The sequence below is a fragment of the Zhongshania aliphaticivorans genome (genome assembly GCF_902705855.1).
GTDB classification, from domain to species: domain Bacteria; phylum Pseudomonadota; class Gammaproteobacteria; order Pseudomonadales; family Spongiibacteraceae; genus Spongiibacter; species Spongiibacter aliphaticivorans_B.
The window spans coordinates 144,011-161,894 of record NZ_CACSIJ010000016.1 but is presented as its reverse complement, the minus strand read 5'-3'; the positions used below and the strand labels follow the sequence as shown (position 1 = coordinate 161,894).

The following is a 17,884-nucleotide window of genomic DNA, read 5'->3' as shown; positions in this document are numbered from 1 at the left end:
GAGTATGGGTTGGATTGGTGCGTAATTCATCGGCCTCGGCGCGGCCTCCTACAAGACCACGTAATCGTTTCGTGATGTGAAACAGCGTACCTGTTTGGTAGGAGCGGGCCAGCCCAGGCTGCCCTCTCTTGCTACGCAATTCACCTTGGCCGACTGCGATGGGTTTTGGGTTGGATCGATGCGTAATTCATCGGCCTCGGCCAAGGTGAATTGCGGGTTCATCGCAAGAGAAGGTGGCCTGGGCCAGCGGCCTCCTACAGGTTCAGCGCCAGACGTTAAAGGCTAGTTGGCTAACACGGTAAATTCTGTCGCCTTCGCGCGAGGAGTAACTCGGTTATGTTTCTTTTTCAGTTCCACAATCCCGTAGTTAGCCATTGTCTTTAGGGTGCGAGATAGGTTGTTTGGTTTGCGCCCTGTTGACCGCGCAAGATCTGCGATCGTATTCGGCTCGGTCTGTGCGATAACATGCAGTAGGGCTCTGTTTTCGTCACTTAACACCTCGGCAATTGATTTCATGGAGGTAAACCACACTTTTGGGTCGCCGGGTTTTGGTGTGAGTTCGCCTTTGGCGATAGCCAGCGTGCGCTCGCGAATTTTGTCTTTGGGCATAATCCCAATTTTGAGTGTCTTCATTTCTTTTCTCTTTTCATGGCGTCATCAACGTCTTTGAAAAAATCTTTCAGCATCTGGTGGGCGGTTTCAAATAAATAGGGCACCCCTTTATCAACTGCGCTACGGTGCCTGTGGTCGTACGGTAGTTTCTGGCCTGCGTACTTAAATTTTTTTGGTGGTTTCACCGCATGGGCATTGTCGTAACCAATCAACCTAGTTCCATAACGGTTATGGAGCGTCAGTGAATACCGAATGCCATGCGGAATGTCCTGATTTGGCGCAAGCTGCCGAGCTTCAATTTTTACCCAGTAGCCATCACCTTGATCTAGGATCGATCCATCCAGTAACAATAGATTTTCTATTCCGCCATCGTTCTCCATGCCGAATGGTATCAGCTGATGATACCATTCGGCAAATATTGGAGTATTTGAAGCGGGGGAGAATTCAATTAAAACTTTTTAGGCAGTGTGTGTAGGGGGCGCCGACCGCGATGGGTTTGGGGTGGATTGGAGCGTAATTCATCGGCCTCAGAGCGGCCTCCTACAGGTTCACTCGGTTTGGTAGGAGCGGGCGCCGACCGCGATGGTTTTGGGTTGGATTGGAGCGTAATTCAATCGGCCTCGGGCGCGGCCTCCTACAAGTTCACTCGGTTTGGTAGGAGCGGGCGCCGACCGCGATGGTTTTGGGTTGGATTGGAGCGTAATTCAATCGGCCTCGGGCGCGGCCTCCTACAGGTTCACTTCCCCAAATACTTTGGCAAGGCTGTTAGAATGGGTGTTTTTTGTTTGGGTTAAATCGATATGGCTACAATTCTTGTCACAGGCGGTGCGGGTTACATTGGTAGCCACACGGTTGTTGAGCTTCAAACAGCTGGCCATGATGTGGTTATTGTCGATAACTTAGTGAATAGCAGTTCTGTTGTTTTAAAACGAATTGAAAAAATTACGGGTGTTGCGCCAGCGTTTATTGAGGCTGATGTGCGCAATGCGGATGCGCTGGCAGAGGTGTTTTCATCTCACAAGGTTGATGCAGTTATTCATTTTGCTGGTTTGAAGGCGGTGGGCGAGAGTGTTGAACAGCCCTTGCGCTATTACGAAAATAATGTGGGTGGCACGATGGTCTTGTGTCAGGCGATGGCAAACGCTGGGGTGTTTAAGCTGGTGTTTAGTTCTTCTGCTACGGTGTATGGGCCTGGTGCGCCTGTTCCGTATGAGGAGTCTATGCCCTTGGGGCAGCCTTCTAGTCCGTATGGTGCGTCTAAGGCGATGACGGAGCGTATGCTGGCAGATTTATGCGCATCTGACACTAGGTGGGCGGTGGCGGCCTTGCGTTATTTTAATCCGATTGGTGCGCATGAGTCTGGTTTGATAGGGGAAGATCCGCAGGGTATTCCGAATAATTTAATGCCGTTTATTAGCCGTGTTGCGGTGGGTAAGTTAGAGGAACTGTCGGTATTTGGCGGCGATTACGACACCCCAGACGGAACTTGCATACGCGATTATTTGCATGTTGTGGATTTAGCGGCTGGGCACTGTCGTTCATTAATGGCCTTGGATAAACCCGGCTTACACGCGTTTAATTTGGGTGCAGGGAAAGGCGTGTCGGTGCTAGAGATGGTAAAGGCCTTTGAGGCGGTGACGGGTAAACCTGTGCCCTACAAAATTGCGCCGCGCCGCCAAGGCGATTTACCCGCATTTTGGGCGAATGCCGAAAAAGCAAAGCGTGAACTTGCTTGGGAGGCTGGCAGCAGTTTAGAGAAGATGATGGCTGATACATGGCGTTGGCAGCGTGGCAATCCTGACGGTTACAATTTGGGGTCAGTGTAAAAACGCCATATGTGTTTCAGTTGAGGGGTTTTACTTAAATCGAGGCTAGGGTTCTTGCCTTGGCCGAAAATGTTTATTGTTCTGGCCTTAAATGCCAAATTTATGCTTTTCAAAATTGAATAATGCATCTATAGTTTCCGTAGGCTCAGGACGAGCTCATAGCATGGAAGGCATTCTCAGGACGAGAACTTGCAAGGGATGGTAGGGCATTGCCAAGAAGGCGGCTGCCTTCCTGCTACTTTAGTTTATTTGGGGTCAGTGTAAAAACGCCCTATTCTTTGTTATTCCTAAGCTTTGGTCCTCGTTTACCTGGTGTTACCCGCCGGCCTGTTAAGGCTTCGATTTCTCGTTTGAATTTGTCATTTCCCAAGGCCATGCCTTTGTTGGGGGCTGATCTTATTGCTTTTTGTGTGCTGGGGTCTAATTGGGTTGCGAAGAGGGCTCGATAGGCTGCGATTCTTGCTTCTTTTGTTATTCCAAGCCGTGTCCGGTTCATTCAACCAGAACATGCTGTCTGGCTTCTTGGTGTCAACTCAAACTAGAGTTTTTACACTGACCCCAAATATCCGATTAGTCGGAATAGGTATTCGGCTTTTGCTTCGCGTTCTTCGAAGGGGCACATGAGTAGGTTTTTGGCCATGCCGTTGACTAGATCGAAGGCGAGGCTGGTGATGTCTTCTGCGCTTAGTTCATTGATTACGTGCCCTTTGGCTTGCATCCCTGCAATCATGATGGTCATTAAGTCTCTGAATTGTTGATTTTTTTCTCGCTCTGCGAGGAGGCTGGCGTCGTGGGTGAGGGCAAAGGTGTGTAGGTTGAGGCGCACTCGCCATTCAAGGTCCGATTCTACGTCTAGGGGTAGGCCAGCCTTAATGACGGGGAAAAACGATTGGATGTTGGGGCTTTCGTCGGCAACGGCTTCTTGCATGCGCAGGTCTATGCGTTGGTCTGCCCAGCGGAATGCGGCGATGACGATTTCTTCTTTGCTGCTGAAGTAGTGAGACAGTACGCCTATGGAGCAGCCAAGCTCCTTGGCTAGTGCGCGGGTAGTAAGTGCTTCTAAACCTTTGTTCGCGATCAAGCGGGCGGCTGCGGCGGCCACTTCTTCACGGCGGCTGTCGTGATCTACTTTCCTCAATTTTCTTACCTTGTGCTTATGGTGTTCGGCGCTTCTTTGCCATTGTAGGCGAATAATATACCGAAGATGACCAATATTTCATATCGGACGCTTGATATGTATTTTGTGCAAGCCTATGATTGGCTCAAATAACAATGCTATCGCACCCCGTCTGGAGGGCCGATTATGAGTACCGTAGCAAACCCCGATTATAAGTTAGCCAAAAATAATGAAAACCTAGATCACATTCCCGGTTCATTTGGCCTACCCATTATTGGTCAGACCTTTCAATTGGTGAATGACCTTTACGGCACCATTGACAATCAATATAAAAAATATGGAAACGTGAGTCGGTTCGGTTTGGCTGGGTTTCGCGGTGCTTTGTTGGTCGGCCCTGATTTGTATAAAGAGGTTTATTTAGACAAATATAAAAACTTTTCTGCTGAAATGGGTTATATGGGGTCGTTGGGGCGCTTTTATAAAGGGGCTCTTTTGCTGCGTGACCACGAAGAACATAAGTTCCAGCGTCGCATGATGCAATCTGCATTTAAGAACGACGCGATGAAAGGTTACATCGGTACGATGGGGCCGATGATTGGCGACGCTATTGCTGATTGGGGTGATAAGGGAGAGTTATTATTTTTCCCCGCCATTAAACAAATTTTATTAGACGTCGCTGCACAGATTTTTGTTGGTTTGCATGAGAGTGATGAGCGCGCTGCTAAGTTGAATAAAGCATTTTTAGATATCGCTAATGGTTTGATGGGGATTATCACCAAGGAGTTGCCGGGCACAAAATACCGTAAAGGCAAGATTGGTGAGCGTTATCTTAAAGAGTTTTTTGGCGGCTTAATTGCTGAGCGTCGTGCCGGTGACGGGGTTGATACCTTTAGTTATTTTACCCGTGAAAAAACCGAAGACGGTGAGTATTTTTCTGACGAAGATATTATCGCGCATATGAGTTTTTTGCTGTTTGCCGCGCATGATACAACGACTAGCGCCCTGAGCCATATGCTGTATCACTTGGGTCAAAACCCAGAATTACAGCAGCGTTTGCGCGATGAGGCAATGGCTATTGATAAACCCTATTTAGAGTATGAAGATTTAGAAAAAATGCCGTTGATGGAAGTGGCGGTGAAAGAGGGGCTGCGTTTGCATCCCTCGGTCATGATGATGCAGCGCCGTACAATTAATGAATGTGAATTGGGTGGTTACACCTTGCCACCGAATACCATTTTATTCTTGGCGCCGCAGCATAATCACCGTATGGCGGAATACTGGGATGAGCCAGAAAAATTCGACATAGACCGCTGGTTAGAGCCGCGCAATGAGCACAAGCGCCATACCTTCAGCTTTGTTGGTTTTGGTGGTGGTGCGCATAAATGTATCGGTATGCACTTCGCGTTGATGCAGGTCAAAAACTTTATGCATCAGTTTTTGCGTGAATATGAATTTAGTTTGGCGGATAACTTCAGTAGTAAAATGCAGACGGTTCCGCTGCCTAAGCCAGTAGATGATTTGCCGATAGTCGTAAAGCGTATTGCTAAAGGCTAACTGAGGGCGCGAGTGACTTGGGTTTTGTCTGGCTAAGATGAAGCCCGCGTTGCTATGAAGTGAGTAAGCTTTTCATTTCATCGAACAAGTCGATTATTTAAGTGTTTTTATTCCTAAGCCATATCCCTGTGGGATATGGCTTTTTTCTGAGTTTTAAAAATGCAGTGAGTTTGTGATGTTATTGCTGAGACTTTGCAATGACTTCATTTGCGTACCAGCTCATCATGCCAATTTTTTCTTCAACTGTTTTATCATCTGCTTCTGATGCATAAACATCACGGAATGCGACGAGCACCTCATCGATGCCAATATCTTCCAAACGCTTTATTCCGTCAGCTGAATAGGCTTCGGCTGTCATTGCGTGAAATTCAAATGGCAGGTGGTCGCGGCCGTACTCCTTGCGGAACTCATTGATTTTATCGACCATTGTTTTAATCGAGTCCAGCTCGCCGCCGGCGGCTATCCAGCCATCACCTAAGCGCGCGGCGCGGCGCAGTGCGGGCATTGAATGGCCGCCGACTAAAATGGGTGGGCGCACTGTTGGCACGGGACAAATTTTAATTTCTGGCATGTCGAATATATCGCCTTTGTAGCCGAAGTATTCGCCGCTCATTAAGCCGTTAATGATTTCTATCATTTCGTCCATACGTTTGCCGCGTTTGTCCCAAGCGACATTTGTTACTTCAAAGTCTTCTGCCCAGGGGCTGATACCAACGCCGTAGCCAAAGCGATTGCCGGTAAGAATGGCGAGGCTAGATAATGATTTAGCGATTAAGGCGGGCTCGTGTACCGCTAGTTTATGTACCGATGTGGTGAAACGGATTTTAGTGGTTAACGCCGCTAAATGTGCAGTGAGCAAAAAGGGTTCGATAAACGGCACGCCGTCTAAAAATTCACGACTGCCGTCACTGTTGTAAGGGTATTTAGAGCTACCTTCTTTGGGGTAGCAAATACTGTCTGGCATGGTGATCGTGTCGAAGCCGAGCTTTTCTGCCTCGAGGGTTAGTGGGAGGTATTGCTCGGTGGGACACATGCTGTGGTGATAGGCGAATTTCATTGCAGAGATTCCTTGGCCGTCATTATTGTTTTGGTGTTTGTACGGGGTATACGCGCGCAAACTATGGTTGGTTGACAATAATACAAAGCAAAATTTACCGCCTCATCCGAATGGCGCAGCAGCGTCAAGAAAAGTGAGTGTTTTCGCGCTGCTGCGCAATCTATCGTGCTACATCATGTCTCGTTCTATATCTCGCAGGCGCCGAGAATAATAGCGACAGTTTTTCCATATCCAATCTTCTTTTGCGCGACGGGCTTTTTTCATTGCAGCGCCGCTGGCGTAGCCCTTGAGTTTTTTGCCGTCTCCGAGGGCTTGTTCGAGCCGCACGGCTTCTATTTTTCGGGCTCGGCAGGCGTCCCAGTCGGCGGCATGTAATTCACTGCCGGCGCTAAAGCTTAAAAAGAGGAGTATTGCTAGGCGAGACTTCATAATGACCTCCGTGTCATTGCTGAAAGTTGTTTGATAACAATAAGCCACTTACTGCTAATTTGTAAAATTGGCTGTGTAATTTCTTGTTGTCTGACTTGGGAAAGTGCTTGAGCGAAAGCCTCGATATGTAGTGAAGGCTCGCCGGAAAATGTGTTTTGGGAGCGGTGGCGCGCCGAGCCAACATGCCTGAGTAAAGCAGAATTCAATTCAATAGGGTGTAACAGGCTCTAGCTCTCCTGTCTTCTCAGTACCTCGAATGGCATAATGGCCAGCTGTAATTATCGCAAATTGGAATTTTTTACATGAGCAGAGTTGCCCTGCCCCAGTATTTAGAGAGCGCCGCTGTCACACCAGAGTTACAAACCGTACTCCTCGGCCTAGCAACGGTCAGCGCTGATATTAGTAAAGCTTTAGCCAAAGGTGCACTTGCCGATATCCTCGGCGCCGCCGGTGCGGAAAATGTGCAGGGCGAAGATCAAAAGAAGTTAGATGTTATTGCTAACGACATGATTAAAGACGCGCTCGCGGCCCTTCCTGCAGTGCGCGGTCTTGCTTCTGAAGAAGAGGCAGAGGTAGTGCCTTGCCATACGGATGGTCGCTATTTGGTGACCTTTGATCCGCTGGACGGCTCTTCGAATATTGATATTAATAGTATGGTTGGCACTATTTTTTCGGTGCTGCCACACGCTGGCGAGGCACCGGTAACGGAGCAAGATTTTTTACAGCCTGGTCGCCATCAACAGGCAGCGGGCTATGTTTTGTACGGGCCGTCGGTCATGTTGGTGTTAAGCACCGGCAACGGTGTGGTGATGTTTACGCTAGATCAAGACACCGGCAGTTACTTGCTTACTGAGGCTGAGGTTGTAATTCCAGTTGAGGCGAAAGAATTTTCGATTAATATGTCTAATCAACGCCACTGGGCTGCACCGATGCAGTCTTATATTGCAGATTTAATCAGCGGCAAAGATGGCCCACGTAGCAAAGATTTTAATATGCGCTGGGTTGCGGCAATGGTGGCGGACGTGCACCGTATTTTGTGTCGTGGCGGTTTGTTTACCTACCCTTGGGACAGCCGTAAACCAGATCAGGCGGGTAAACTGCGCTTGATGTACGAGGCCAATCCCATGGGCTTTTTGGTCGAGCAGGCCGGTGGCGAAATTTGGACCCCCGACGGTAAGATTCTCGATATTCAGCCCGATCATATTCATCAGCGCGTTCCCGTTATTTTGGGCGCGGCCAATGAGGTCGCGCTTTGCGTTGACTATCATCAGCGCTGAGATCACCCAGCCCCAGTACCGGAATATTAGCTAATGCTCAGTTATCGCCACGGCTTTCACGCCGGTAATCACGCTGATGTGCTCAAGCATGTGGTCGAAGTGCTTATTCTCGACTACCTCATGCAAAAGCCGACAGCGCTTTCTTATATTGATACCCATGCGGGAGCGGGGTTTTATCACTTTGCCAGTACCTTCAGTGCTCAGAATCGCGAATTTGATACAGGTATTGCTAAGCTGCGTTCTAGCGACCTTGCTTTGCCGGAGCCTTTAGCACGGTATTTGGAGATTGTAACGGCGTGCTGTACTGGCGAGGCTGAAGGCTACCCTGGTTCACCCGCTATCGCATTGGCTATGTTGCGCGAGCAAGACAAGGCGCATTTGTTTGAGTTGCACCCTAACGATCATCAAAATTTAAGTAAGCGTTTTAAAGACCGCGCGCGTATTAATGAGGCCGATGGTTTTGCAGGTTTGAAAGGTTTATTACCACCGCCGAGTAAGCGCGCCTTGGTGTTGATTGACCCGCCCTATGAAGATAAAAATGACTACCGCAATGTGATTAGCGCACTGAAGGATAGTCAGCGTCGCTTTCCAAATGGGGTATATGCGTTGTGGTATCCGCTGATACCCAGAGACGAATCCAAAGACTTAGGCCGTCGTCTAAAAGCCTTGTCACCCAATAATTATCTTCATGCGCAACTGTGTGTGCAGGCTGAGCAGGGTAGTCACGGTATGTATGGCAGTGCGATGTTTGTCATTAATCCGCCGTGGCAACTGAATGTGCAGTTGCAAGAGGTGATGCCAGTGTTGCAAACCCTATTAGCGAACGTCGAGAGCAAGCCTTTTGTTCTCGATGCGGTGATCGCCTAAAATTTTGGCAAAAAAAAGCCCGTCGATTGCTGACGAGCTTTTTAGGTGTCGGATTTAAGGCTCACACTACTTCGTTGGCGATAAACTCCATTGTGTCTATAGAGGTTTCAAAGTGATCGCGGTGGCCAATGATGAGGGTGCTGACATCGGACTTCTTCCAGTCTTGTAGGCGCTCTTTAATACGCTCTTTGGGGCCGACTAGCGAGATTTCATCTACCAATGCATCTGGCACGGCTTTGATTGCCTCGTCATGTTTGCCTTCGTACCAGAGGTCCTGCACTTTTTCGGCCTCGTCACCAAATCCCATTCGCCCCATTAGGTTTTTGTGAAAGTTGTCTTGCCGCGCACCCATGCCGCCTAGGTAGAGGGCCATGGTCATTTTGCCGGGATACATAGCCTCTTCGAGGTTGTCGTTAACAATGCAATTCACCATGGCGTTAATTTCAAAATCGTCAGATTTATTAGCCAAGCTGTCATCGAAAATATTCATGCGGTAGGGCGACACAAATATGGGCATCCAGCCGTCGAATTTCTCCGCCGCTAGCGCGATATTCTTGGGGCCTTCGGCGCCAAGGAATACCGGAATTTTTTTACGCAAAGGGTGGGTAATGCTTTTTAAGGGTTTGCCGAGATTTAGGCTATTAGGGCCCTTATATGGCAGATTGTATTGTTCACCACTAAATTCTACCGGTGCCTCGCGGGACACCGCTTGCTGAAAAATATCTAGCCATTCGCGGGTGCGCTCAAGAGGGCGCTTAAATTGTTGGCCGTACCAACCTTCTACTACCTGCGGCCCAGATACGCCAACCCCCAAGCACAGGCGGCCATTGGACAAGTGGTCTAAGGTCATGGCGGTCATTGCCGCGCATACTGGGGTACGAGCAGATAATTGCATCACCCCTGTGCACAGGCGAATTTTGCTGGTTGTGGCGGCAATAGCGGCGAGGGGGGTAAAACAGTCTGAGCCGTACGCCTCTGCGGTAAACACGGAATCGAATCCCATCGTCTCGGCTGCTTGGGCCAATTCTAGAAAACGGTCGGTGGGGTGCTTTTGCCAGTATCCGAGATGTAGTCCGAGTTTCATGCTAACTCCTCTTTATTATTCCGCTAAGGCGATAAAGATTATACGGCGCGAATAGGTGGAGCTAGATGACATCTCCGCTCAAATACCACCCTTTAAGGGTGACGAAAAAGATCACGGAGTTTGTGGGGGTACGTGGGATTTTGCAGCCACGGCAATTACTCAGCGTAACGCGAGCTGGCCGTGGCTGCAGTGCGGGGAGGATTTAGAGCGCATAGTCGCTAGCTTTTTACCGCCTCGCCGTAGTACATAAAGCCGGCAATTTTGGGTACGCCCTCGGCGTAGCAAGTTTCTAGCTTGTTTATGGTAAATCCGCAGCTGGTGATAGATTCTGCAATGGGGCGATTAAGATGACAGCCGCCTACCAGCTTTTTCCAGACCGGCGTTACTCTGTTCTGCCAGTTTTGTACGGCACTCGTTTCGGCTAGGCCGTGTTCACAGAATAATAATTTTCCGTCGGGTTTTAGTACGCGGTGCATTTGCTCTAGTGCGCGTTGCCAGTCGGGGATGGTGCAGAGGGTGTAAGTCAGTAAAACGGTATCGACGCTGTTGTCGTCAAGCGGAATATCTTCACCGGGAAGATCCAGCCACCGTACTTCAATGGTTGATTTGTCGAGATTGCGCTGGGCTTTTTTGCGCATGCCGATGGACGGCTCCAGTCCCCAGACGAAATCAATATTGTCTGGATTGTATAGCGCTAAATTAATGCCGCTGCCCATGCCGACTTCTAAGACTACGCCCTTGGCGAGGGGGACGACCTTTTTGCGCAAGTCCATAATAGATGCCATCGAACAGGCTTTGTCGATGATCACGGGTAGTACTTTATTATCATAAAAGCCCATAGCGTATTCCTGCAGGTTTCACTTGGCCGGTAAATTTACCGGCTAAAAATGCAGATTAGCACAGGCTTGGCGGCCTAGCAGCCATTTAGCCTTTAAGTTTGGCGAGGCTGCTGAGGGTGCTAATACAGGCCGATGCCGCTTCTGCGCCTTTCACCACAAAGTGTTCGCGGAAGAAGCTAATGTGCTCGTCGCTGTTATGAAAGTTGTGGGGAGTCAGTACTACAGAGAATACCGGAGTGCTGGTTTCTAGTTGTACCTGCATAAGGCCCGACACGACCGCTTGGGCGACGTATTCGTGCTTGTATATGCCGCTATTGGTCACTAGGCCTGCGCCGACGATGGCGGCGTATTTACCGGTTTGGGCGAGGAGCTTGGCGTGGAGCGGGATCTCAAAGGCGCCGGCTACTTCAAAGCACTCGACGTTTATATCGCTACGCGACGACATTTCTTTTTGAAACGATTCTTTGCAGCGGTCGACAATGTCACGGTGCCAGCAGGCTTGAATAAAGGCGACGGTTTGCTTTGGTGATGTGGTATCTGTCGATGTCATGTTTTTGTCCCAAGTGAATACGGCAGGGCAAAGATGAGCTGACAGACCAGTGTTGGCATAGCGATGGAAGCTAAGCGTGGTGGTGTGTAACGATCTTTTCTCATAACCGGACTCTAACCGTCGGCTCTGGAATCCCACCAGATCTGCTGTCCTTACGAGCTGCGAAGCTCAATAAGCGCCCGCGGGCTACATGCTTAGGCATGATTACCGCCGGTGGGGACTTCCACCCCGCCCTGAGAACCCTCAATAGGCATAGGCGCTATCGGGGCGCGCGAATATTAGCAATCTGCGGCGGATTTGTATACTCACGGCCAACATTCAGGCATTGAGCTAATTTGTTTGTGTGAAGGTACTTGGCGGAATAAGGGAGATAAATGACGGGAGCGCTAAACATCAGACAAAAAAAGGGCGGAGTTTTTAGCTCCGCCCTTCATCTATTTTACAAGCCGTTATTAAGCCTATGGCATAATGGCGGGTAGTAGTTTTTGCAGGGCCATCTTTTGCTTGGTGCCTTCGCCGGTTAGGGCAAAGCCTAGCAATTCGCCGTCGGTGCCGACAAAGCGTGCAACCACATTGATGCCGTCTTGTTCAATTTCCCAGCTGCCTTTGGCGTCGCGGGGCGCAGGGCTGACCGTAACGGGGCATGCTGGGGTTTTGATGGTGACCGGCATGGCAGGGTAGCTCACTTCGGTCGCATCACCGCTGAGGGTTTTTGCTAGGGCGCGAGCTTGTGCCATTAGTGGCGCAACGTAAACCAAAACGTGGCCAGCGACTTCAGCGCAGTCACCCATGGCGTAAACGTTAGGTGCACTGGTTTCTAGCAAGCGGTTAGTGGCAATACCGCGATTTACCGTCAAGCCAGCTTCTTGCGCTAGTTTGATTTGTGGGCGCACGCCAACGGCAGACAGAACCAAGTCGCAGCTGATGGTTTCGCCATTATTAAGGCTGACGACTAAACCGTTGCCTGACTTGTTCACCTCGGTGACCAGTGGGCCGAAATGGAATTTCGCGCCCTTGGCTTCGAGTCCCGCTTGAACCGCTTTACCTGCTGCTTCTGGCAGCAGAGTAGGTAGGCAGTATGCTAGTGGGTCAACAGTTTCAGTCTCGATGCCACCGTTGAGTAAGTCATTGGTGAACTCGCAACCGATAAGACCGCCGCCAATAATGCAGACTTTCTTAACATTGTTTTTTGCTACCGCAGTGCGGAAATCATGGTAGTCCAGCAGGTCGTTTACTGAGTACACGTATTCCAGCGCATTGCCTTGAATGGGCGGGCGAATTACATCGGCGCCCAAAGCCAATACCAATTTCTTGTAGTGAACTTGGGTTTCTTTGTCACCAATTGTGATGATTTGCGCGGCGGTGTCGATGGCCGTGACTTTGGTAGAGGTCCACACGCTGGCATTCAAATCTTCACCCATGCCGCCGGCGTCTTTCTGTGCCAGTGCATCAGCGTCGGTGTTTTTGGTGAAGCCGGTAGAGAGCATCGGCTTAGAATAAGCGCGGCCGTCATCAGAGGTAATCATAATGACTGGGCTGTCTTTGTCGTGCTTACGCAATTCACGAACCAAGCCATAGCCGGCCAAGCCGGTGCCGATCACCACAATGGCGGCTTCGCTGCCGGCGGACGCGGGCTCATCATGATGGGGAAGGTCGCTTTCCTCAGACTTCTCAATCATCTCGAAATCTTCTTTGCCCACACCACAGTCGGGGCACAGCCAGTCGTCGGGGATATCTTCCCAACGTGTTCCTGCCGCGATACCAGAATCAGGGTCGCCGACTTTCTCGTCGTAAACCCAGCCACAAACAATACATTCCCACTTACTCATTTACCAAATTCCTCATAAGCCATATGCTTCTGTCGGCGAAGCTTAAAGTAATATTTATACAGATATCATCGCCTATATGGCCGATATCGTCGCTTGCAAGTCGCAGGTGATTCGCGCATTCTGCCGCCACACTTTAGTTTTGATTGCTGCGCGTTTATTGTGTGGCAACGCTTATGTTCAGTGACCTTCAACACTGGAAGACGAGTATTGTACGCTTTTCAAACATCACGATTCCACTCGCAAGAGCCAAACTGGCTTGATTGCCAGAAATTCCCGCGCTCTGCACTGCCCGCAAAGGATGCGCGCTGGCTATTAGATACCGGTTCCTTGACCGCCCATTTGCGCCGTGTGTCCCAAGGGCACTTTCACGTTGAGGTGCTATTTCAGCGTTGGCAAATTCCGCGTTTGTCTGAACGCCGCTTGCTAGGTATGGGTGATCGCGACTGGGGCTTGATCAGAGAAGTTCGTTTGCACTGCCACAATCAGCCTTGGGTTTACGCCCGCAGCGTGCTGCCGGCTACATCGCTGGTTGGCCGCTTAGACCGTTTACGTACTCTAGATAATAGGCCGCTCGGCCATTTGCTATTCACTGACCCTCATATGTCCCGCGACCGCTATGAAATATGTCGGGTGCCGGCAGCCGCTTTGGGCGAGCCGGTCACAGAGCAAGACGATGACGGACTATGGGGGCGGCGTTCGCGGTTTGTCCTCAGCGGTCATCCTATTATGGTGAGCGAGATATTTTTACCCGCCTTTCGGTCCTGGTAGTTTTCCTCCGACCTTGGACGTGCTGATATACTTTTGTCACAAGACTTCGACGGCCATGTTATGAACGCATTACTCCAACACATAAAAAACCAAACCCCTCAGTATTTAGCGCTGATGCGAGTAGATCGTCCAATTGGCACGTATTTGGTGTTGTGGCCAACATTGTGGGCGCTGTGGTTTGCTGCAGGTGGTTTTCCGGCTTGGCATATATTGATTGTTTTTGTGGCCGGTACGTTTTTAATGCGCTCTGCAGGCTGCGTGATTAACGACTTTGCGGATCGCAAAATTGATGCTCACGTCAGTCGAACCAAGCAGCGTCCCTTTGCGACAGGGGCGGTGACGGAAAAAGAAGCACTACTGCTGTTTGCGCTGCTTTGTTTACTAGCCTTCGCGCTCGTCTTGTTCACTAATTTACTCACCGTATTATTTGCCTTTGGCGCAGTAGCCTTGGCGGCAACTTATCCCTTTATGAAGCGCTATACCCACTTGCCCCAGTTAGTGTTGGGCGCGGCCTTTGCGTGGGGAATTCCAATGGCGTTTACCGCGCAAACGGGAGAGCTACCGCCACCGGCGGCATGGCTGTTGTATATCGGCGTGTTGATTTGGACGGTGGCCTACGACACCTTTTACGCGATGGTAGACCGCGAAGATGATTTAAAAATTGGCGTGAAGTCGACGGCAATTTTGTTCGGCGACGACGACAAAGTCATCACCGCCATGCTGCAGGTTTGCGTGGTAGTTGTGTTGCTGATGGCGGGGCCGCGTTTTGAGATGAGCTTTATTTATTATGCGGGTGTCATTGCTGCCAGCGGGCTGTTTATATACCAGCAGCAGCTCATTCGTTATCGTCAAACCGATAAATGCTTTAAGGCATTTTTAAATAATAACTGGGTGGGCGCCGTTATTTTTGCAGGTATTGTGCTGCACTTTCTAATAGGGGCATGAGCATTACTAAACTTGAGCTAGCGTTTGTCGGCGCGATTGATGAGATTGGTGCCGAGGCGTGGAATAGCGCGGCGGGTTTCGACTACCCCTTTACTCGCTATGAGTTTTTACACGCGCTTGAGGAGAGTGGCGCAGTGGCTGAAGACAAGGGCTGGCAGCCGCATCACCTGATTATACGTCGCAATACTCAGCTAGTTGGCGTCATGCCTTTTTACCTTAAGACCCACAGCTACGGTGAGTATGTGTTTGACTGGTCTTGGGCCGACGCCTACCAGCGCCACGGCCGCCCTTATTATCCCAAATTATTGTCCGCTATTCCGTTTACTCCTGCGACGGGGCCACGTTTGTGTTTGGTCGATGAGAATGATCGTAGCGACGTGATGGCAACTTTAGCAAAGGCCCTGCCGATACACGCGGCAGAAATCGGGGCTTCGTCAGTACATATTCTATTTTCGCGGGCAGAAATGGCGAATATCTGGTCGCAAGAAGGCTTAATGCAGCGAATTGGGCCGCAATATCATTGGTATGACCGCAATTACGGCGACTTTGACGGATTTTTAGCTGAGTTCAGTTCTCGCAAGCGCAAGGGTTTACGCAAAGAGCGCCGCGTTGTTGTCGAACAAGGTTTGAGCTTACAGGTGTTGGCGGGGGCGGAGGTAAGCGCCCAGCAATGGCGATTCTTTTTTCACTGCTATCAGCTTACTTATGCCAAGCGCAGCGGTCATGGCGGCTATTTGCCAGAGGCATTTTTCACCCAGTTAGCGGCGACCATGCCAGAGCATTTGGTGATGGTGCTTGCCAGTCACGGTGATGAACCGGTGGCGGTGGCGTTGAACTTCCGCGACAAACACACGCTGTACGGTCGCTACTGGGGCTGTATTCGCGAGTACGAATTTCTGCACTTTGAAGCCTGCTACTACCAAGGTATTGAGTATTGTCTTCGGGAAGGTCTGCGGCATTTTGATCCCGGCGCGCAGGGCGAGCATAAGATTCAGCGCGGCTTTACCCCTATTTTGACCTACTCAAATCACTGGTTGGCGGATGCGGATTTTTCAACAGCGGTGCAGCGATTTTTAGACGACGAGCAGCTTCATGTAGGTAATTACTTGCGCGAAGCTAGCGAGATGCTGCCGTTTAAAAAGGCCGACTAGCACGCGGTCGGCCACGGGTGTATTTATTGCTGGGCGTTTTTTAAAGTGCGCTCAACGTATAGCAGACAGATGATGGGCAGAATAAAGCTACAGCCTATTTGCACTGCGTGAATAATATCGGCCAGTGTCCACTGCGTATCACGGCTAGACCAATAGGCGACGATTGGCATCGCGATAAAAATCAAAGTGGGTAGGTAGCGCCACAGGTAATAGCTCATGCTAGAGGCGGCTTCGCTATCTGCTCTTCGGTAGCAATAGAAGGTGATCAATGCTACTAAAAAGCCGATGATCAGCACGTAGTAGCTGCCAAGAATGCCAGCAAGTAAATTCAAAATTGCGCCGAATACTAAACTAATCAAACTGATATTAACGAGTCCGCGAAGTATGCGTAATTTGCGTCGTTCCATGTTGGCTCCTGATATTATTTGACGATTTAGGCGTGAATGTCTTTGACCAGTAGACCATATTTTAGTGCCGATTCTGCCAGCGGTTGATCCAGCGGGATCTTCACGCGGTGGCCTGAACCGGGCGCCGCACTGATCGCCTTGCCGTGTTTGTCACTAAGAGTCTTTAAGGTAAAGCGAGTGTTGCCGCCGGGCATCATTAATTCTAGGGTATCGCCGGTTTCAAAACGATTTTTAACATCGACGGTAATCACTGAATCCCGCGCATCGACTATTTCACCCACAAACTGTTGTTGCTGGGCATTGTTTAAACCCATTTCGTAGTTTTGATACTCCTTGGGCGGATGGCGACGATAAAAGCCCTCGGTATAACCCCGATTAGCGAGGGTTTCTAGTTTATCCATCAACTGCATATCGAAGGGTTTGCCGTGGGCGGCATCGTCTATCGCTTGGCGATACACCTGCGCAGTGCGGGCAACGTAGTAATGCGACTTGGTGCGGCCTTCAATTTTTAGAGAATGCACGCCCATGGCGGCCAATCGCTCTATATGCTGCACGGCGCGCAGGTCTTTGGAGTTCATAATGTAAGTGCCGTGCTCATCTTCGTAGGCGGGCATAAATTCGCCGGGGCGCTGGGCCTGCTGCAATAGCACCGGTTCAGTCACGGGTTGGGGTTCGGGCTGAGGTTCAGGTATATAAGTTTGCACTGGCACCAAATCGCCGTTTTCGTCTTCTTTGGCTTCGTGAGCCTGATATTTCCAACGGCAGGCATTGGTGCAAGCCCCTTGATTGGGGTCGCGGTGATTCATGTAACCAGATAACAGACAGCGACCGGAATACGCGATGCACAATGCGCCGTGCACAAAGACTTCAATCTCCATCTCTGGCACGCGCTGACGAATTTCTTCGATTTCATCGAGCGCCAACTCACGGGAGAGAATCACGCGCTGGATACCGTTTTGGTGCCAGAACTTAACCGAGGCCCAGTTCACCGCATTGGCTTGAACAGATAAGTGTATCGGCATATCTGGCCAGTTTTCGCGCACCAGCATCATTAGGCCGGGGTCGGCCATAATCAGGGCGTCGGGCTTCATTTCTATGACGGGGGCGAGGTCGCGTAAATAACTGCGAATTTTGTCATTGTGGGGCGAGATATTAGACGCTAAGTAGAATTTCTTGTTTTGCCGATGGGCTTCTTCAATACCACTGCCCAAAGTTTCTAGGTCTTTGAACTCGTTATTTCGCACCCGCAAACTGTATCGTGGCTGGCCGGCGTAGACCGCGTCTGCGCCATAGGCAAAGGCATAGCGCATATTGCGGAGGCTGCCTGCGGGTGAAAGGAGTTCAGGAATCATGGGACTAAGGCCTTGGAATTGCATTTGATGTCAGGGCGCCTATGGTAGCGTAAACCCCAAGCCTGTTCACACTAATTGGATTGCTACTGCTTGCCTCTCACTTAGAATGACCAGACTACCTTCCCCGCGCCTCGATTGACGCCTTTTTAGTCACAGCAGTGATAATCCAAGACCCTATGTATTATGCGCTATTGGTGGTCGAGCTAGGCTTGGTTACACT

The 17,884-nt window shown here is 50.1% G+C and carries 18 protein-coding genes and 1 riboswitch; of the genes, 7 read left to right on the top strand and 11 right to left on the bottom strand.

What is annotated here, in order from left to right:
- Nucleotides 1–282: 282 nt before the first annotated feature.
- A complete protein-coding gene (locus GVJ32_RS16525; protein WP_047010551.1) occupies nt 283–633 on the bottom strand; it encodes a winged helix DNA-binding protein in 351 nt (116 codons plus the stop codon).
- Nucleotides 630–992 carry a toxin-antitoxin system TumE family protein gene (locus tag GVJ32_RS16520; RefSeq protein ID WP_047010550.1) on the bottom strand — a complete coding sequence of 121 codons (363 nt, stop codon included), beginning with the start codon at nt 990–992 and terminating at the stop codon, nt 630–632. The genes GVJ32_RS16525 and GVJ32_RS16520 overlap by 4 nt, the downstream gene beginning before the upstream one ends.
- A gap of 420 nt (nt 993–1,412) precedes the next feature.
- On the opposite strand from GVJ32_RS16520, the gene galE reads away from it, so the two are divergent.
- Nucleotides 1,413–2,438 (top strand): UDP-glucose 4-epimerase GalE, encoded by a 1,026-nt coding sequence (gene galE, locus GVJ32_RS16515; RefSeq protein ID WP_159241184.1) that lies wholly within the window; start codon nt 1,413–1,415, stop codon nt 2,436–2,438.
- 547 nt (nt 2,439–2,985) lie between these two features.
- Here the strand turns inward: galE and GVJ32_RS16510 are convergent.
- Nucleotides 2,986–3,576, bottom strand: coding sequence for a TetR/AcrR family transcriptional regulator (locus tag GVJ32_RS16510; RefSeq protein ID WP_159241183.1), 591 nt, complete (start codon nt 3,574–3,576; stop codon nt 2,986–2,988).
- Nucleotides 3,577–3,741: 165 nt separating this feature from the next.
- Here GVJ32_RS16510 and GVJ32_RS16505 point away from each other — a divergent pair, with 165 nt between their 5' ends.
- On the top strand, nt 3,742–5,109 hold the full coding sequence (locus GVJ32_RS16505) for a cytochrome P450 (RefSeq protein ID WP_159241182.1): 1,368 nt from the start codon (nt 3,742–3,744) through the stop codon (nt 5,107–5,109).
- A gap of 178 nt (nt 5,110–5,287) precedes the next feature.
- Here the strand turns inward: GVJ32_RS16505 and GVJ32_RS16500 are convergent, their stop codons facing one another.
- Both GVJ32_RS16500 and GVJ32_RS16495 read right to left on the bottom strand, forming a co-directional pair.
- The gene (locus GVJ32_RS16500) at nt 5,288–6,166 is read right to left on the bottom strand and encodes a TIGR03619 family F420-dependent LLM class oxidoreductase (protein WP_159241181.1); all 879 of its coding nucleotides are present in this window, start codon (nt 6,164–6,166) and stop codon (nt 5,288–5,290) included.
- A gap of 168 nt (nt 6,167–6,334) precedes the next feature.
- Nucleotides 6,335–6,595 (bottom strand): hypothetical protein, encoded by a 261-nt coding sequence (locus GVJ32_RS16495; RefSeq protein ID WP_159241180.1) that lies wholly within the window; start codon nt 6,593–6,595, stop codon nt 6,335–6,337.
- A gap of 302 nt (nt 6,596–6,897) precedes the next feature.
- Here GVJ32_RS16495 and GVJ32_RS16490 point away from each other — a divergent pair, with 302 nt between their 5' ends.
- The gene (locus tag GVJ32_RS16490; protein WP_159241179.1) at nt 6,898–7,872 is read left to right on the top strand and encodes a class 1 fructose-bisphosphatase; all 975 of its coding nucleotides are present in this window, start codon (nt 6,898–6,900) and stop codon (nt 7,870–7,872) included.
- A 33-nt stretch (nt 7,873–7,905) separates the two neighbouring features.
- The gene (locus GVJ32_RS16485) at nt 7,906–8,739 is read left to right on the top strand and encodes a 23S rRNA (adenine(2030)-N(6))-methyltransferase RlmJ (RefSeq protein WP_159241178.1); all 834 of its coding nucleotides are present in this window, start codon (nt 7,906–7,908) and stop codon (nt 8,737–8,739) included.
- Nucleotides 8,740–8,800: 61 nt separating this feature from the next.
- Here GVJ32_RS16485 and GVJ32_RS16480 read toward each other — a convergent pair whose 3' ends face one another.
- The 4 genes from GVJ32_RS16480 to GVJ32_RS16465 form a co-directional block, all read right to left on the bottom strand.
- The gene (locus GVJ32_RS16480; protein WP_159241177.1) at nt 8,801–9,823 is read right to left on the bottom strand and encodes an LLM class F420-dependent oxidoreductase; all 1,023 of its coding nucleotides are present in this window, start codon (nt 9,821–9,823) and stop codon (nt 8,801–8,803) included.
- A gap of 218 nt (nt 9,824–10,041) precedes the next feature.
- Nucleotides 10,042–10,662: a class I SAM-dependent methyltransferase gene (locus tag GVJ32_RS16475; RefSeq protein WP_159241175.1), complete on the bottom strand. Its 621-nt coding sequence runs from the start codon at nt 10,660–10,662 to the stop codon at nt 10,042–10,044.
- Nucleotides 10,663–10,747: 85 nt separating this feature from the next.
- A complete protein-coding gene (locus GVJ32_RS16470) occupies nt 10,748–11,212 on the bottom strand; it encodes a 6,7-dimethyl-8-ribityllumazine synthase (RefSeq protein ID WP_159241174.1) in 465 nt (154 codons plus the stop codon).
- Between the two features lie 90 nt (nt 11,213–11,302).
- Nucleotides 11,303–11,457: riboswitch (FMN riboswitch) on the bottom strand.
- Nucleotides 11,458–11,670: 213 nt separating this feature from the next.
- Nucleotides 11,671–13,041: an FAD-dependent oxidoreductase gene (locus GVJ32_RS16465; protein WP_159241173.1), complete on the bottom strand. Its 1,371-nt coding sequence runs from the start codon at nt 13,039–13,041 to the stop codon at nt 11,671–11,673.
- A 207-nt stretch (nt 13,042–13,248) separates the two neighbouring features.
- On the opposite strand from GVJ32_RS16465, the gene GVJ32_RS16460 reads away from it, so the two are divergent.
- The 3 genes from GVJ32_RS16460 to GVJ32_RS16450 are packed head-to-tail and all read left to right on the top strand — an operon-like array spanning nt 13,249 to nt 15,905.
- Nucleotides 13,249–13,809, top strand: coding sequence for a chorismate--pyruvate lyase family protein (locus GVJ32_RS16460; RefSeq protein WP_159241172.1), 561 nt, complete (start codon nt 13,249–13,251; stop codon nt 13,807–13,809).
- A 60-nt stretch (nt 13,810–13,869) separates the two neighbouring features.
- Complete coding sequence (gene ubiA, locus GVJ32_RS16455; RefSeq protein WP_159241171.1) at nt 13,870–14,754, top strand: 4-hydroxybenzoate octaprenyltransferase; 885 nt, start codon at nt 13,870–13,872, stop codon at nt 14,752–14,754.
- Nucleotides 14,751–15,905, top strand: a complete 1,155-nt coding sequence (locus tag GVJ32_RS16450; RefSeq protein WP_159241170.1) for a GNAT family N-acetyltransferase — start codon at nt 14,751–14,753, stop codon at nt 15,903–15,905. Before ubiA ends, GVJ32_RS16450 begins: the two co-directional genes overlap by 4 nt.
- A gap of 23 nt (nt 15,906–15,928) precedes the next feature.
- Here the strand turns inward: GVJ32_RS16450 and GVJ32_RS16445 are convergent, their stop codons facing one another.
- Both GVJ32_RS16445 and yegQ read right to left on the bottom strand, forming a co-directional pair.
- Nucleotides 15,929–16,312 (bottom strand): hypothetical protein, encoded by a 384-nt coding sequence (locus GVJ32_RS16445; RefSeq protein ID WP_159241169.1) that lies wholly within the window; start codon nt 16,310–16,312, stop codon nt 15,929–15,931.
- A gap of 26 nt (nt 16,313–16,338) precedes the next feature.
- Nucleotides 16,339–17,664 carry a tRNA 5-hydroxyuridine modification protein YegQ gene (gene yegQ / locus GVJ32_RS16440; protein ID WP_159241168.1) on the bottom strand — a complete coding sequence of 442 codons (1,326 nt, stop codon included), beginning with the start codon at nt 17,662–17,664 and terminating at the stop codon, nt 16,339–16,341.
- Between the last annotated feature and the right edge of the window lie 220 nt (nt 17,665–17,884).

Excerpts from the sequence above, each read along its gene's own strand:
- GVJ32_RS16470 (WP_159241174.1), bottom strand. The coding sequence starts at position 11,212 with ATGACATCGACAGATACCACATCACCAAAGCAAACCGTCGCCTTTATT.
- galE (WP_159241184.1), top strand. The coding sequence starts at position 1,413 with ATGGCTACAATTCTTGTCACAGGCGGTGCGGGTTACATTGGTAGCCAC.
- GVJ32_RS16465 (WP_159241173.1), bottom strand. The coding sequence starts at position 13,041 with ATGAGTAAGTGGGAATGTATTGTTTGTGGCTGGGTTTACGACGAGAAA.
- ubiA (WP_159241171.1), top strand. The coding sequence starts at position 13,870 with ATGAACGCATTACTCCAACACATAAAAAACCAAACCCCTCAGTATTTA.
- GVJ32_RS16485 (WP_159241178.1), top strand. The coding sequence starts at position 7,906 with ATGCTCAGTTATCGCCACGGCTTTCACGCCGGTAATCACGCTGATGTG.
- GVJ32_RS16495 (WP_159241180.1), bottom strand. The coding sequence starts at position 6,595 with ATGAAGTCTCGCCTAGCAATACTCCTCTTTTTAAGCTTTAGCGCCGGC.
- GVJ32_RS16505 (WP_159241182.1), top strand. The coding sequence starts at position 3,742 with ATGAGTACCGTAGCAAACCCCGATTATAAGTTAGCCAAAAATAATGAA.
- GVJ32_RS16520 (WP_047010550.1), bottom strand. The coding sequence starts at position 992 with ATGGAGAACGATGGCGGAATAGAAAATCTATTGTTACTGGATGGATCG.
- GVJ32_RS16480 (WP_159241177.1), bottom strand. The coding sequence starts at position 9,823 with ATGAAACTCGGACTACATCTCGGATACTGGCAAAAGCACCCCACCGAC.
- GVJ32_RS16500 (WP_159241181.1), bottom strand. The coding sequence starts at position 6,166 with ATGAAATTCGCCTATCACCACAGCATGTGTCCCACCGAGCAATACCTC.
- yegQ (WP_159241168.1), bottom strand. The coding sequence starts at position 17,664 with ATGATTCCTGAACTCCTTTCACCCGCAGGCAGCCTCCGCAATATGCGC.
- GVJ32_RS16475 (WP_159241175.1), bottom strand. The coding sequence starts at position 10,662 with ATGGGCTTTTATGATAATAAAGTACTACCCGTGATCATCGACAAAGCC.
- GVJ32_RS16445 (WP_159241169.1), bottom strand. The coding sequence starts at position 16,312 with ATGGAACGACGCAAATTACGCATACTTCGCGGACTCGTTAATATCAGT.
- GVJ32_RS16450 (WP_159241170.1), top strand. The coding sequence starts at position 14,751 with ATGAGCATTACTAAACTTGAGCTAGCGTTTGTCGGCGCGATTGATGAG.
- GVJ32_RS16490 (WP_159241179.1), top strand. The coding sequence starts at position 6,898 with ATGAGCAGAGTTGCCCTGCCCCAGTATTTAGAGAGCGCCGCTGTCACA.
- GVJ32_RS16525 (WP_047010551.1), bottom strand. The coding sequence starts at position 633 with ATGAAGACACTCAAAATTGGGATTATGCCCAAAGACAAAATTCGCGAG.